Below are 14,751 nucleotides of genomic sequence, written 5' to 3' on the forward strand. Positions count from 1 at the left end.
TCCGGATGCATCCGGACAGCCGCCCCTCGGTACGGCGGAGTACGACTCAGACGTTGAAGCCGAGCGCGCGCAGCTGCTCGCGGCCGTCGTCGGTGATCTTGTCCGGGCCCCACGGCGGCATCCAGACCCAGTTGATCCGGAGCTCGTTGACGATGCCGTCGGTGGCGGACTTCGCCTGGTCCTCGATCACGTCGGTCAGCGGGCAGGCCGCGGACGTCAGCGTCATGTCGATGGTGGCGATGTTGGCCTCGTCGACATGGACCCCGTAGATCAGGCCGAGGTTGACGACGTCGATGCCCAGCTCGGGGTCGACGACGTCCAGCAGCGCCTCGCGGACCTCCTCCTCGGAGGCCGGCTTCACGGTCGCGGCCCCGTCCGGGGTCGCGGCGGCGGGCGTCGCGGTGTCGTCCGGCGTCGCGGCGTCGGGCGTCGCGGCACTCTCGGTCGCGGCGTTCTCTGTCACGGCGTTGTCAGTCATGCGATCTTCCTCACAGCACTCTCGCGGTCGTCGCCCAGCGCCTGCGCCGTCGCGTCCTTCCACGCCATCCAGCTCAGCAGAGCACACTTCACGCGTGCCGGGTACTTGGAGACACCGGCGAACGCGACCGCGTCCTCCAGTACCTCCTCCATGGCGTCGTCCGGCTCCAGCTTGCCCTTGGACTGCATCAGCTCCAGGAACACCTCCTGGATGCGCTGCGCCTCGGCCAGCTCCTTGCCGACCAGCAGGTCGTTCAGGACCGAGGCGCTGGCCTGGCTGATCGAGCAGCCCTGGCCCTCGTACGACACGTCCGCGATGCGCGACCCGTCGTACTTCACGCGGAGCGTGATCTCGTCGCCACACGTCGGATTGACGTGGTGCACCTCGGCGTCGCCGTCCCGCAGGCCACGCCCATGGGGGTGCTTGTAGTGGTCCAGGATCACTTCCTGGTACATGGAATCAAGCTTCACCAGTCAACCCTCAGCCGCTGCCTCGTCAACCATCAACCGAAAAAGTTCCGTACATGCTCCAGGCCGTCCACCAGGGCGTCGACCTCGGCGGGCGTGGAGTACAGATAGAACGACGCTCGCGTGGTCGCAGGAATTCCGTACCGCAGGCAGACCGGCCGCGCGCAGTGGTGGCCGACCCGGACCGCGATGCCCTGCTCGTCCAGGACCTGGCCCACGTCGTGCGGGTGGATGTCGCCGAGTACGAAGGAGATCGCGGCGCCCCGGTCCTCGGCCGTCACCGGACCGATGATCTTCAGGTCCGGGACCTCGAGCAGCCGCTTGACCGCGTACTCGGTGATCGCGTGCTCATGCTGCGCGATCTTCTCCATGCCGATCGAGTTCAGGTAGTCCACGGCCGCACCGAGCGCGATGGCCTGGGACACCGGAGGCGTACCGGCCTCGAACTTGTGCGGGGCCGGAGCGTAGGTCGAGGAGCTCATCGAGACGGTCTCGATCATCTCGCCACCGCCGAGGAACGGCGGCAGGTCCTCAAGCAGCTCCTGGCGGCCCCACAGGACGCCGATGCCGGTCGGACCGCACATCTTGTGGCCGGTGAAGGCCACGAAGTCGGCCTGCAGCGCCTGCACGTCCAGCGGCATGTGCGGGGCGGCCTGCGAGGCGTCGATCAGGACCAGCGCACCGACCTCCTGGGCGCGGCGGACGATCGCCTCGACCGGGTTGAGGGTGCCCAGGATGTTGGAGACCAGAACGAACGAGACGATCTTCGTCTTCTCGGTGATGACCTCGTTGATGTTGGACAGGTCGAGTCGGCCGTCGTCGGTGAGGCCGAACCACTTCAGCTTCGCGCCGGTGCGCTGCGAGAGCAGCTGCCACGGAACGATGTTGGAGTGGTGCTCCATCTCCGTGATGACGATCTCGGTCTCGTGGTCCACGCGGTAGGGCTCATCGGCCCAGCCGAGCATGTTGGCCACGAGGTTGAGCGACTCGGAGGCGTTCTTGGTGAAGATCACCTCGTCCCGGCTGGGCGCGTTGATGAACTCCGCGACCTTGTCCCGGGCGCCTTCGTACAGCGCCGTGGCCTCCTCGGCGAGGACATGCACGCCGCGGTGGACGTTGGCGTTGTGCTGCTCGTAGTACTCGGTGATCACATCGAGCACCTGGCGCGGCGTCTGCGAGGTCGCCGCGTTGTCCAGGTACACGAGCTTCTTGCCGTCGTGGAGCACCCGGTCCAGGATCGGGAAGTCCTTGCGGATCGCCTCAGTGTCGAGGAGGCCCGGCAGCTGTGTCACGCGGATGCGCCACCCTTCGTGTAAGCCTCGTAGCCCTCGGCCTCCAGCTTGTCGGCGAGCTCGGCGCCGCCGGACTCGGCGATGCGGCCGTTCGCGAAGACGTGCACGAAGTCGGGCTTGATGTAGCGCAGGATGCGCGTGTAGTGCGTGATCAGCAGAGTGCCGACCTCGCCGCTCGCGTGGACGCGGTTGACGCCCGCGGAGACCTGGCGCAGGGCGTCGACGTCCAGGCCGGAGTCGGTCTCGTCGAGGATCGCGATCTTCGGCTTGAGCAGCTCCAGCTGGAGGATCTCGTGGCGCTTCTTCTCACCGCCGGAGAAGCCCTCGTTGACGTTGCGCTCCGCGAAGGCCGGGTCCATCTGGAGGTCCTCCATCGCGGTCTTGACCTCCTTCACCCAGGTACGCAGCTTGGGGGCCTCGCCGCGGACGGCGGTGGCGGAGGTGCGCAGGAAGTTGGAGACCGAGACACCGGGAACCTCGACCGGGTACTGCATGGCCAGGAACATGCCGGCGCGGGCGCGCTCGTCGACGGACATCTCCAGGACGTCCTCGCCGTCGAGGGTGACGGTGCCGCTGGTGATCGTGTACTTCGGGTGGCCCGCGATGGAGTACGCGAGGGTGGACTTGCCGGAGCCGTTGGGGCCCATGATGGCGTGGGTCTCGCCCTGCTTCACAGTCAGGTCGACGCCCTTGAGGATCTCCTTCGTGGCGTTGTCGGCCTCGACGGTGACGTGCAGGTCTCGGATTTCAAGCGTTGCCATGGGTGCCTCAGGACTCCTGGGAGAGGGAGACGAGCACGTCGTCCCCTTCGATCTTTACGGGGTATACGGGGACGGGGCGCGTCGCGGGAAGGCCGGACGGCTTGCCGGTGCGGAGGTCGAAGCTGGAGCCGTGCAGCCAGCACTCGATCTGGCAGTCCTCCACCTCGCCCTCGGAGAGCGACACGTTCGCGTGCGAGCAGATGTCGTAGATCGCGAACACCTCGCCCTCGGTGCGGACGACCGAGACCGGCGTGCCGTCGAGTTCCACCCGCTTGGGGGTGTCCCCTTCCAGCTCGCTGAGGCCGCAGGCGCGTACGTACGTCATCAGACCGACGCCTCCAGCTCGGCCTCGATCTTGGCCATGAGGCGCTCCTCGATGTCCGGGACACCGATCTGCTGGACCAGCTCGGCGAAGAAGCCGCGCACCACGAGGCGGCGGGCCTCGATCTGCGGGATGCCGCGGGACATCAGGTAGAAGAGCTGCTCGTCGTCGAAGCGGCCGGTCGCCGAGGCGTGGCCCGCGCCGACGATCTCGCCGGTCTCGATCTCCAGGTTCGGCACCGAGTCGACCCGCGCGCCGTCCGTGAGGACGAGGTTGCGGTTCATCTCGTAGGTGTCGGTGCCCTCGGCGGCGGCCTCGATGAGGACGTCACCGATCCAGACCGCGTGCGCGTTGTCGCCCTGGAGCGCGCCCTTGTAGGCGACGTTGGACTTGCAGTGCGGGACGTTGTGGTCGACCAGGAGGCGGTGCTCCTGGTGCTGGCCCGCGTCGGTGAAGTACAGGCCGAAGAGCTCGGCCTCGCCACCGGGGCCCGCGTAGGTGACGCGCGGGTGCAGACGTACGACGTCGCCGCCGAAGGTCACCACGACCGACTTGAAGGTGGCGTCGCGGCCGATGAGGGCGTTGTGCTGCGAGACGTGGACGGCAGTGTCGTCCCAGTCCTGCACGGAGACCACGGTGACCTTGGCGCCGTCGCCGATCAGGAAGTCGACGTTGGCGGCGCGGACGGCGTCACCGGTGTGGTCGATGACGATGACAGCCTCGGCGAAGGCGCCGATGTCGAAGACGGTGTGCCCGAAGGTGGTGCCGCCCTCGCCGTGCAGGGTGACCCGCACCGGCTCGGTGAGCACCTGCTCCTTGGGGACCGAGACGACGGTGGCCTTCTCGAAGGACGAGAACGCCTGGGCGGCGATCCGGTCGACCGGCGTACCGGCCTTGCCGACGCGCGCGTCGTCCCGGCCGACCGACTCGACGGTGACGCCGTCGGGGGCGTCGATGTCGGCCTTCAGGGTGCCGTCGGCCTTCGCGGTGCCGTCGTGCAGACCCCTGAGGCGCTCCAGCGGCGTGAACCGCCACTCCTCCTCGCGGCCGTGCGGGACCGGGAAGTCCGCCACGTCGAAGGACGGGGGCGCACTCATACGGGTGGCGACGGTGGACTCGGCGGCCACCGCGATGGATCCGGCGGTGGTGGAGCCCACCGGGATGTTCTGAGCCTCAGCCATGGCTGTCGTAGTGCTCGCTTTCTCAGTCAAGACGTGTAGCTGCGGACCGTGGGCGGGGGCGTCAGCCGACCGCGCCTTCCATCTGCAGCTCGATCAGCCGGTTGAGCTCCAGCGCGTACTCCATGGGCAGCTCCTTGGCGATCGGCTCCACGAAGCCGCGCACGATCATGGCCATGGCCTCGAACTCGGTCAGACCGCGGCTCATCAGGTAGAAGAGCTGGTCCTCGGAGACCTTGGAGACGGTGGCCTCGTGGCCCATGGACACGTCGTCCTCGCGGACGTCCACGTACGGGTACGTGTCCGAGCGGGAGATGGTGTCGACCAGGAGCGCGTCACAGAGCACGTTGGACTTCGCGCCCGGAGCGCCCTCGCCGATCTCGATCAGACCGCGGTACGAGGTACGGCCGCCGCCGCGCGCCACCGACTTGGAGACGATGTTGGACGAGGTGTTCGGGGCCATGTGGACCATCTTGGCGCCGGCGTCCTGGTGCTGGCCCTCGCCCGCGAAGGCGATGGACAGGGTCTCGCCCTTGGCGTGCTCGCCCATCAGGTAGACGGCCGGGTACTTCATGGTCACCTTGGAGCCGATGTTGCCGTCGACCCACTCCATGGTCGCGCCCTCGTACGCCACGGCGCGCTTGGTGACCAGGTTGTAGACGTTGTTCGACCAGTTCTGGATGGTCGTGTAGCGGCAGCGGCCGCCCTTCTTGACGATGATCTCGACGACCGCGGAGTGCAGCGAGTCCGACTTGTAGATCGGCGCGGTGCAGCCCTCGACGTAGTGGACGTAGGCGTCCTCGTCGACGATGATCAGCGTCCGCTCGAACTGGCCCATGTTCTCGGTGTTGATCCGGAAGTAGGCCTGCAGCGGGATCTCGACGTGCACGCCCTTCGGCACGTAGATGAAGGAGCCGCCGGACCACACCGCGGAGTTCAGCGAGGCGAACTTGTTGTCGCCGACCGGGATGACCGTGCCGAAGTACTCCTTGAAGAGCTCCGGGTGCTCCTTGAGCGCGGTGTCGGTGTCCAGGAAGATGACGCCCTGCTCCTCCAGGTCCTCACGGATCTGGTGGTAGACGACCTCGGACTCGTACTGGGCGGCGACACCGGCGACCAGGCGCTGCTTCTCCGCCTCCGGGATGCCCAGCTTGTCGTAGGTGTTCTTGATGTCCTCCGGCAGGTCCTCCCAGGACTCGGCCTGCTTCTCGGTGGACCGCACGAAGTACTTGATGTTGTCGAAGTCGATGCCCGACAGGTCGGAGCCCCAGCTCGGCATGGGCTTCTTCTCGAAGAGCTTCAGGCCCTTGAGGCGAAGCTTGGTCATCCACTCCGGCTCGTTCTTCTTGGAGGAGATGTCGCGGACGACCTCCTCGCTGAGACCTCGCTTGGCAGCGGCGCCGGCCGCGTCGGAGTCGGCCCAGCCGTATTCGTACGTACCCAGACCCTCGAGCTCAGGGTGGGCAGTCTCCTCGATGGGGAGAGTCATGCGGGGTTCCTCCCGGCCGTGCTTGCAGTGGTGGACTTGCTGTGATGCTCGATGCGGGGAATGTGCGTGGTGCACACGCCGTCCCCGTGGGCGATGGTGGCCAGCCGCTGGACATGTGTGCCGAGCAGGCGGCCGAAGAACTCGGTCTCCGCCTCGCAGAGCTGCGGGAACTGCTCGGCCACATGCGCAACGGGACAGTGGTGCTGGCACAGCTGCTCACCCTGTTGCGGCTGGGGCGCGCTACGCGCAGTAGCAGCGTACCCGTCGGCCGAGAGTGCCTTGGCCAGGGCCTCGGTGCGCTCCTCGGGGGCCACGCCGTCGAGGATCTCGCGGTAGGTGTCGGCCTGGGCCGCGAACCGGTCCCTGGCGAAGGCCGCGACCGCGGCCTCGCCGCGCTCACCGCCGCCCGCAGCCCGGGAGATCCAGGTCAGAGCCTCGACCGCCAGCTTGTCGTACGACTGGTCGAAGGCGTCCCGGCCGCAGTCGGTCAGCGCGAACACCTTGGCCGGTCGGCCACGGGTGCGTGCGCCGTAAACGCGCTGTTCACGAGGTTCTACGACGGTGTCGGCGACGAGCGCGTCAAGGTGTCGGCGGACGGCCGGCTGGGTGAGTCCCAGACGCTTCGCGAGTTCGGCCACGGTGGACGGGCCGTGGTCCAGGATGGAGCGCGCGACGCGGTTGCGCGTGGAGCGCTCGCCGGTCGCGAGTTCCTCCTGCGGAACCTCGCCAACGTTTTTCACAACGCCATTGTTGCGTAATTCCTCAGGCCCCGACAACCCGCGACCGAAACGCATGAGGGTGGCTTCAGTCACTAAGGGTTACCTAATTCCGCTCTGTGGACAGGCCCCCGCCGCCCCCGGGCCCCATGGCCCGTCTCTAGACTGCGCGGCATGCGTGCAGACCCCGCCTCCGAGGTAGTCCGGATCCACGGCCTGGTGAAGCGGTACGGATCAAAGACCGCCGTGGACGGCCTCGACCTGACGGCAGGGACGGGCATCACCGCCGTACTCGGACCCAACGGCGCGGGCAAGACCACCACCGTCGAGACCTGCGAGGGCTACCGGAAACCCGACGCGGGCACCGTGCGCGTCCTCGGTCTCGACCCGCTCGCGGACGCGGCCCGGCTGCGGCCCAGAATCGGCGTGATGCTGCAGTCCGGCGGCGTGTATTCGGGCGCCCGCGCCGACGAGATGCTGCGCCACATGGCCAAGCTGCACGCCGACCCCCTGGACGTGGACGCGCTGATCGAGCGCCTCGGCCTCGGCAGCTGCGGACGCACCACCTACCGCAGGCTCTCCGGCGGCCAGCAGCAGCGGCTCGCCCTCGCGATGGCCGTGGTGGGCCGCCCCGAGCTGGTCTTCCTGGACGAGCCCACCGCGGGCCTGGACCCGCAGGCCCGCCGGGCCACCTGGGACCTGGTACGCGATCTGCGCACCGACGGCGTGAGCACCATCCTCACCACCCACTACATGGACGAGGCCGAGCAGCTCGCCGACGATGTCGCGATCATCGACGAGGGCCGGGTCGTCGCCCAGGGCAGCCCCGAGCAGCTCTGCCGCGGCGGCGCCGAGAACACCCTGCGCTTCACCGGGCGCCCCGGACTCGATGTGGCCTCGCTGCTCAAGGCCCTGCCGATGAACACCGCGGCCGCCGAGCTCACCCCGGGCTCGTACCGGGTGACCGGCACCGTCGACCCGCAGCTGCTGGCCACCGTCACCTCCTGGTGCGCCCAGCACGGTGTGATGCCGGAGCGGATCTCGGTCGAGCGGCACACCCTGGAGGACGTCTTCTTGGAGCTGACCGGTAAGGAGCTGCGCGGATGAGCGCCGGTACGTACACGCCGAAGCCGGGGGCCGCCCCGGTCGGGCGCATGATCGCGGCCCAGACGGCGCTCGAGACGAAGATGCTGCTGCGCAACGGCGAACAGCTGCTGCTCACTGTGGTCATCCCCTCGCTGCTCCTGGTGCTGTTCTCGACGGTCGACATCATCGATACAGGGTCGGGCAAGTCCGTGGACTTCCTGGCGCCGGGCGTGCTCGCGCTCGCCGTGATGTCCACCGCCTTCACCGGGCAGGCCATCGCCACCGGCTTCGAGCGGCGCTACGGCGTCCTGAAGCGGCTCGGCAGCTCGCCGCTGCCCCGGTGGGCGCTGATGGCGGCGAAGACGCTGTCGGTCCTGGTCACCGAGGTGCTGCAGATCGCGCTGCTGACGGCGATCGCGTTCGGGCTCGGCTGGTCGCCGGACGGCAACCCGTTGTCCGTACTGCTGCTTCTGGTGCTCGGTACGGCGGCGTTCTCCGGGCTCGGGCTGCTGATGGCGGGGACGCTGAAGGCGGAGGCGACGCTGGCCGCGGCGAATCTGGTGTTCCTGCTGCTGCTGGTGGGCGGCGGGGTCATCGTGCCGTTGGACAAGTTCCCGGACGGGGCCCAGTCGGCGCTCGGGCTGCTGCCGATCTCGGCGCTTTCGGACGGGCTGCGGGACGTGCTCCAGCACGGCGCCGGCCTGCCCTGGGGGAACCTCGCGATCCTGGCCGTATGGGCGGTACTGGGCCTGGGCGCGGCCGCCCGGTTTTTCCGCTGGGAGTGATCTGGGCGTGATTTCGCCACCCCTCGTGAACGGATGCACAAGCCCCCTCCTAGGATGACCCCGTGCCGAATCTGACCCGGGCGGAACTCGCCCAAGCCGCGCGCAACCCGCTCGCCTTCATCGCCGAGCGCTGGTCTCCGTCACCCCGGATCGTCCAGCGCGCGATCCTCGCGTCACTGGTGATGAACACGGCCATCGTGGTGACCGGCGGCGCCGTACGGCTGACCGGCTCGGGCCTCGGCTGCCCGACCTGGCCCAAGTGCACCGACGACTCGCTCACCGCGACCAGCGAGATGGGCTTCCACGGCGTCATCGAGTTCGGCAACCGCATGCTCGCGTATGTGCTGTGTGCCGCCGTCGCCTGGGCGATCATCGCGGCGCGCTCCCAGAAGCCGCGCCGCCACAGCCTGACCCGGCTCGGCTGGCTGCAGTTCTGGCTGGTGATGGGCAACGCCATACTGGGCGGCATCGTGGTCCTGGTCGGCCTCAACCCGTACACCGTGGCCCTGCACTTCCTGCTCTCCACCACGCTGATCACCGTCGCCACGGTGATGTGGCAGCGTGCCCGCGAGGGCGACGACGCCCCGCGTCCGCTGGTCGGCAAGGCCGTGCGGCAACTGGTGTGGGTGCTGGTCGTCGCCTCGGCGGTGCTGGTCGTCGCGGGCACCGCGGTGACCGGCTCCGGGCCGCACGCGGGCGACTCCAGCGAGGTACCGCGGATGTTCTTCGACCCGGAGGCCATCAGCCGGGTGCACGCGGTGGCGGCCTGGGTCGTGGTGATCCTCACGCTCGCGCTGTGGCTCATCCTGAAGGCCATGGACGCGCCGCGCGGGCCGCTGCGGCGCACCGCCGAGCTCTTCGCGATCCTGCTCGCCCAGGGCGTGATCGGCTACGTCCAGTACTTCACCAACCTGCCCGAGATCCTGGTGGCGACGCACATGCTGGGCTCCTGCCTGGTGTGGATCGCGGTGGTCCGGGTGGCGCTGGCGATGCGGGAACGGCCGCGGAGCACCGTGGACCTCCCGGCCCAGTCCGAGTCCCAGATGTCGGCTGTCTGAGATGTCAGCTGTCTGAGATGTCGGGTGTCTGACCCGGCCCTTTCCCCGGCGTCAGCCGTCTGACAGGCCGTACACCCGCCGCGCGTTGTCCGCCGCGATCAGTCCCGCCACCCGGTCCGCGTCCCTGCGCGACCAGGCCCCCTCGGAGACCCAGCCGCCCAGCACCCGCCCCAGCGCCTCGCGGAAGAGCTGGGCCGCGACCACATGGAGTTCGGGCAGCCCCCGGGCTCCGCTGGAGAACAGCAGCTTGCCGAACGGCGCCAGCTCCAGGACCTCGGCGAGCAGGGAGGCCGCACGCGCCCCGGTGCGGACCGACGCCGGGCCCAGATCCGCGTACACATGCGGGAAGGTCCCGGCCAGCTGCGCGGCGTGCCGGTGGTACGGATAGCCGTGCAGCAGCACCAGATCGGTGCCGAGCCCGGCCGTGGCCCGCGCGAACGCGCCGAGGTAGGTCTGCGGATCGCCCGCCCCGGTGTGCAACTGGAGCGGCAGCCCGCTGGCGACCGCGATCCACAGCAGATGCCTGAGCAGCACCGCATCGGTCAGCGGGCCACCGACCTCGCGGGCGGCCAGCCAGCGGGCGGCGGCGCCCCGCACCTCCCCCGCGTCGGGTGGCTCGGGGGCCAGCGCGAGCCCTTGCCGTACCCCGGCGACCGAGGTGAAGGCGACGGCGCCCGCGGCGGCACCGTGCACCGACTCGGCGAGGTTGGCGAGGAAAGACTCGACGGTGCCCGAGGTGTCGGCCACCTGCTCGGCGAGCAGTTCCAGGCGGACGATCTCATGGGCCTGGGCCGCGCCCGCCGCGGCCAGCTCGGGCGGCCTGGTGAGGTCGCCGGGGAGCCCGGTGTCCACCAGATAGGTGGTGATGCCGGTACCGCGCAGCAGCCGCCGGTCCGCCTCGGCAACCCCGAGCTCTCGGCGCCTGGCCAGATAGCGGGCGGGCGGGCAGTGCGGTTCGAGGCCGAGCAGGGGTGGGCACCAGCGGCGTACCGCGAAGCCGGTCTGGGTGTCGAAGAAGGTGGTGCCGGGGGCGGGCGGGCCCTGACCCCGGCCGAGCTGCGCCTCGAAGGTGCCAAGGCCCAGCTCCGTACGGAGCACCCCGTGGCAGTACTGGTCCACCAGGGATGGCATCTCGATCATCCGGACTCCCCGCTCTGGACCGTTCTCCTACGGTCCTAACGGGTGAGCGGGCGTTCAGGTGTTGCTGAAGTTGTCCGCGGGAGTTGTCAGCCGGCCTTGTTGCTGGGGCCGCCGAGCTGGATACCGGCCATCCGGGTCCATTCGTACGGGCCGGTCTTCACGCCGGCCGCGAAGTCGCCGTCGAACTCCTCGTGCATGGTGATGCCGGCCACCTGGACGGCGCTCTGCGCGATCGGGTGGCTGGGGGCCACCAGGTCGCCCCAGGTGCCGTCCGCGCCGACGAGCACGATCCGGGTGCCTTGCTCGCCGATGTACGCGAGCTGCCCCTCGGCGCCGCCGTGCGTCTTGGCGAACGCGCCGATCTGCTTGGCCAGCTTGGCCGCCCGGCGCTGCGCGCGGGGGCCGGGGGCCTGGTCGGTGGCGTTCTCTTCAGCCTTGGTCTCTGCCATAAAGCCGATGCTACTCGCGGGTAATCGCTCGGGGCAATCGCTACGTGGACCTCTGACGAGACCTCTGCCAGGACCTTTACCGGGACCCGGGGGTCAGCGCAGGAACGGGTCCACGGCGACGGCCACGAAAAGCAGCGAGACATAGGTGATGGACCAGTGGAAGAGCCGCATCTCCTTGAGCTTGCCGCCGGTCACTCCGGCCTTGGCCCGGGCCTGCAGGGCGTGCGCCTCCCAGAGCCAGAAGCCGCCCGTGACCAACGCCACCGAGGTGTAGAACCAGCCGGTGTAGCCGAGCGGGGTCAGCAGCAGCGAGACCGCGACCATCACCCAGCTGTAGAGGACGATCTGCCGGGCCACCACCTTGTTGGAGGCGATGACGGGAAGCATCGGGACGCCCACGCGCGCGTAGTCGTCCTTCACCTTCATCGACAGCGGCCAGTAGTGCGGCGGCGTCCAGAAGAAGATGACCAGGAAGAGGATGACGGCGGCCCAGGACATCGAGTTGGTGACCGCGGACCAGCCGATCAACACCGGCATACAGCCGGCGATGCCGCCCCACACGATGTTCTGAGCGGTACGCCGCTTGAGGATCATCGTGTAGACGACGACGTAGAAGAGCAGCGCGCCGAGCGACAGCCACGCGGACAGCCAGTTGACCAGCAGTCCGAACCAGAACGTGGAGATCACGGCCAGCGCGGAGCCGAAGGCCAGGCCCTCGCGGGGGCTGACCATGCCCGTGACCAGCGGGCGCTGCGACGTACGGTCCATCAGCGCGTCGATGTCACGGTCGATGTACATGTTGAGGGCGTTGGCGCCGCCGGCGGAGAGATAGCCGCCGACGCAGGTGGCGAGCACCAGCCAGAGGTTGGGTACGCCCTGTTGCGCGAGGAACATGACCGGAACGGTCGTGATGAGCAGCAGCTCGATGATCCTCGGCTTCGTCAGGGCCACGAACGCCATGACCCGAGCCCCGAGAGGCCGGTGGCCTGGGTTCGTCCCGAGCACCCCCGCAGGACGGGATTCAACGGCCGTCACGCACACCCCTGACACAGACTCCCAGCGAGCCACCGGTCATGGACACAGGACGTGAAGACCCGGTAAAGGCTCGCGCGTACCACGCCACTGTAGACGTTGCCCATACCCGGCTCTTCGCGGGGGTGGGCTCGTGTTGAGCGGCAGTGCCGCGAAGGACGTATACACCTCCGGAGCCTCTTGAGCCTCGGGAGGCGAAGACGGCCGACCCCCGGCAGTCTGGTCTAAGTCGCCCCCGGCCCCTTGAATCAGGTGTCCACGCATCCGAGTCAGGTGTCCAGGCATCGAGACGGAATCGCACCGAAAAGGACGCACGCTCGCGCAACGGTAGGCTCGACAGCGCCCGGCGCGCGTTGTCGCCGGGGGTGACATGTGTTGCATGTGGAGAGGAGCCCTGACCCAGGGTGAGCACCAAGCCGACCACTTCAGACCTCGAGTGGACCGATCTGGACCAGCGGGCGGTCGACACCGTCCGCGTCCTGGCCATGGATTCCGTACAGAAGGTCGGCAACGGCCATCCCGGTACGGCCATGAGCCTCGCGCCCGCCGCGTACACGCTCTTTCAGAAGGTGCTGCGGCACGACCCCTCCGACGCCGACTGGGTGGGCCGTGACCGGTTCGTCCTGTCCGCCGGACACTCGTCGCTGACCCTTTACATCCAGCTCTACCTGGCCGGGTACGGCCTGCAGCTGGACGACCTGAAGGCGTTCCGCACCTGGGGTTCGAAGACCCCGGGCCACCCCGAGTACGGCCACACCACCGGCGTCGAGACCACCACGGGCCCGCTGGGCCAGGGTGTCGCCAACGCCGTGGGCATGGCCATGGCCGCCCGCTACGAGCGCGGTCTGTTCGACCCGGAGGCCGCCCCCGGCACCTCCCCGTTCGACCACACCATCTGGGCCATCGCCGGTGACGGCTGCCTCCAGGAGGGCATCTCCGCGGAGGCGTCCTCGCTGGCCGGGCACCAGAAGCTGGGCAACCTGGTCCTTTTGTGGGACGACAACCACATCTCGATCGAGGGCGACACCGAGACCGCCGTGTCCGAGGACACCCTGAAGCGGTACGAGGCCTACGGCTGGCACGTCCAGCGCGTAGACCAGCTGCCGAGCGGCGACCTCGACCCCGCGGGCCTGTTCCAGGCGCTGCAGGCCGCCAAGGCCGAGACCGAGCGGCCCTCCTTCATCGCGGTCCGCTCGATCATCGCCTGGCCCGCCCCGCACGCGCAGAACACCGAGGCCTCGCACGGCTCGGCGCTCGGCGACGAGGAGGTCGCGGCCACCAAGCGCGTCCTGGGCTTCGACCCGGAGCAGAGCTTCGAGGTCTCCGACGAGGTCATCGCGCACACCCGCAAGGCGCTGGACCGCGGCCGTGACAGCAAGGCCGAGTGGGAGAAGTCCTTCGCCGCCTGGCGCACCGCCAACCCGGAGCGCGCCGCCGAGTTCGACCGCATCCACGCGAGCGAGCTGCCGGCCGGCTGGGAGGAGAAGCTCCCGGAGTTCGAGACCGGCAAGGCCGTCGCCACGCGCGCGGCGTCCGGCAAGGTGCTGCAGGCGCTCGGCGCGGTGATCCCCGAGCTGTGGGGCGGCTCCGCCGACCTCGCGGGCTCGAACAACACCACGATCGACAAGACGTCGTCGTTCCTCCCTGCGGGCAACCCGCTGCCGGAGGCCGACCCGTACGGCCGGACCATCCACTACGGCATCCGCGAGCACGCGATGGCCGCCGTGATGAACGGCATCGCGCTGCACGGCAACACCCGCATCTTCGGCGGCACCTTCCTGGTGTTCTCGGACTACATGCGCAACGCCGTCCGGCTGGCCGCCCTGATGCACCTGCCGGTGACGCACGTATGGACCCATGACTCGATCGGTCTGGGCGAGGACGGTCCGACCCACCAGCCGGTGGAGCACCTGGCCTCGCTGCGTGCCATCCCGGGCCTGAGCGTCGTCCGCCCGGCGGACGCCAACGAGACCGCGATCGCCTGGCGCGAGATCCTGAAGCGGTACACCAAGACGTTCGGCAAGGGCACCCCGCACGGCCTGGCGCTGACCCGCCAGGGTGTGCCGACCTACGAGCGCAACGAGGACGCCGCCAAGGGCGGTTATGTGCTGTTCGAGGCCGAAGGCGGCGAAGCGGAGGTCGTGCTGATCGGTACGGGCTCCGAGGTGCAGCTGGCCGTCGAGGCCCGCGAGCGGCTCCAGGCCGACGGTGTGCCGACGCGTGTGGTCTCGATGCCGTCCGTCGAGTGGTTCGAGGAGCAGGACCAGAGCTACCGGGACGCGGTGCTGCCGCCGGCCGTCAAGGCGCGGGTCGCGGTCGAGGCCGGGATCGGTCTGACCTGGCACCGGTACGTCGGGGACGCCGGACGGATCGTTTCGCTGGAGCACTTCGGCGCTTCGGCCGACGGCAAGGTCCTCTTCCGCGAGTTCGGCTTCACTGGCGAAGCTGTCGCCGCCGCCGCCCGGGAATCTCTCACCGCCAGCAAGCGCTGACGCCGA

Annotated in this window: 15 protein-coding genes; 4 read left to right on the forward strand and 11 right to left on the reverse strand. The window is 69.2% G+C overall.

The window, feature by feature from the left end:
- Positions 1-46: 46 nt before the first annotated feature.
- The 8 genes from U9R90_RS24260 to U9R90_RS24295 form a co-directional block, all read right to left on the reverse strand.
- Positions 47-463, reverse strand: coding sequence for a metal-sulfur cluster assembly factor (locus U9R90_RS24260; RefSeq protein WP_411059791.1), 417 nt, complete (start codon positions 461-463; stop codon positions 47-49).
- An 11-nt stretch (positions 464-474) separates the two neighbouring features.
- A complete protein-coding gene (sufU, locus tag U9R90_RS24265) occupies positions 475-948 on the reverse strand; it encodes a Fe-S cluster assembly sulfur transfer protein SufU (protein ID WP_411058773.1) in 474 nt (157 codons plus the stop codon).
- A 32-nt stretch (positions 949-980) separates the two neighbouring features.
- The gene (locus U9R90_RS24270; protein ID WP_411058774.1) at positions 981-2,237 is read right to left on the reverse strand and encodes a cysteine desulfurase; all 1,257 of its coding nucleotides are present in this window, start codon (positions 2,235-2,237) and stop codon (positions 981-983) included.
- Positions 2,234-2,998 carry a Fe-S cluster assembly ATPase SufC gene (sufC, locus tag U9R90_RS24275; protein WP_411058775.1) on the reverse strand — a complete coding sequence of 255 codons (765 nt, stop codon included), beginning with the start codon at positions 2,996-2,998 and terminating at the stop codon, positions 2,234-2,236. The genes U9R90_RS24270 and sufC overlap by 4 nt, the downstream gene beginning before the upstream one ends.
- A 7-nt stretch (positions 2,999-3,005) precedes the next feature.
- Positions 3,006-3,323, reverse strand: a complete 318-nt coding sequence (locus U9R90_RS24280; protein ID WP_411058776.1) for a non-heme iron oxygenase ferredoxin subunit — start codon at positions 3,321-3,323, stop codon at positions 3,006-3,008.
- On the reverse strand, positions 3,323-4,501 hold the full coding sequence (gene sufD, locus U9R90_RS24285; RefSeq protein WP_411058777.1) for a Fe-S cluster assembly protein SufD: 1,179 nt from the start codon (positions 4,499-4,501) through the stop codon (positions 3,323-3,325). The genes U9R90_RS24280 and sufD overlap by 1 nt, the downstream gene beginning before the upstream one ends.
- Positions 4,502-4,562: 61 nt before the next feature.
- Positions 4,563-5,987, reverse strand: coding sequence for a Fe-S cluster assembly protein SufB (gene sufB / locus U9R90_RS24290; RefSeq protein WP_411058778.1), 1,425 nt, complete (start codon positions 5,985-5,987; stop codon positions 4,563-4,565).
- A complete protein-coding gene (locus tag U9R90_RS24295; RefSeq protein ID WP_411058779.1) occupies positions 5,984-6,727 on the reverse strand; it encodes a helix-turn-helix transcriptional regulator in 744 nt (247 codons plus the stop codon). Before U9R90_RS24295 ends, sufB begins: the two co-directional genes overlap by 4 nt.
- 150 nt (positions 6,728-6,877) lie before the next feature.
- On the opposite strand from U9R90_RS24295, the gene U9R90_RS24300 reads away from it, so the two are divergent.
- From U9R90_RS24300 to U9R90_RS24310, 3 genes are all read left to right on the forward strand, one after another.
- Entirely contained in the window at positions 6,878-7,810 is a 933-nt protein-coding gene (locus U9R90_RS24300; protein ID WP_411058780.1) for an ABC transporter ATP-binding protein, read from the forward strand.
- Positions 7,807-8,574 carry an ABC transporter permease gene (locus U9R90_RS24305; protein ID WP_411058781.1) on the forward strand — a complete coding sequence of 256 codons (768 nt, stop codon included), beginning with the start codon at positions 7,807-7,809 and terminating at the stop codon, positions 8,572-8,574. The genes U9R90_RS24300 and U9R90_RS24305 overlap by 4 nt, the downstream gene beginning before the upstream one ends.
- Positions 8,575-8,636: 62 nt before the next feature.
- A complete protein-coding gene (locus U9R90_RS24310) occupies positions 8,637-9,632 on the forward strand; it encodes a COX15/CtaA family protein (RefSeq protein WP_411058782.1) in 996 nt (331 codons plus the stop codon).
- A gap of 51 nt (positions 9,633-9,683) precedes the next feature.
- Here U9R90_RS24310 and U9R90_RS24315 read toward each other — a convergent pair whose 3' ends face one another.
- The 3 genes from U9R90_RS24315 to U9R90_RS24325 all read right to left on the reverse strand — a co-directional run bounded on the left by U9R90_RS24315 (position 9,684) and on the right by U9R90_RS24325 (position 12,256).
- A complete protein-coding gene (locus tag U9R90_RS24315) occupies positions 9,684-10,772 on the reverse strand; it encodes an amidohydrolase family protein (RefSeq protein WP_411058783.1) in 1,089 nt (362 codons plus the stop codon).
- Between the two features lie 86 nt (positions 10,773-10,858).
- Entirely contained in the window at positions 10,859-11,221 is a 363-nt protein-coding gene (locus U9R90_RS24320; RefSeq protein ID WP_411058784.1) for a hypothetical protein, read from the reverse strand.
- A 93-nt stretch (positions 11,222-11,314) separates the two neighbouring features.
- A complete protein-coding gene (locus U9R90_RS24325) occupies positions 11,315-12,256 on the reverse strand; it encodes a heme o synthase (protein WP_411058785.1) in 942 nt (313 codons plus the stop codon).
- Positions 12,257-12,657: 401 nt separating this feature from the next.
- On the opposite strand from U9R90_RS24325, the gene tkt reads away from it, so the two are divergent.
- Entirely contained in the window at positions 12,658-14,745 is a 2,088-nt protein-coding gene (gene tkt, locus U9R90_RS24330) for a transketolase (protein WP_411058786.1), read from the forward strand.
- The last annotated feature ends 6 nt before the right edge of the window (positions 14,746-14,751 follow it).

Origin of the sequence: Streptomyces sp. E11-3 (assembly GCF_046540415.1) — a bacterium.
Lineage (GTDB): Bacteria > Actinomycetota > Actinomycetes > Streptomycetales > Streptomycetaceae > Streptomyces.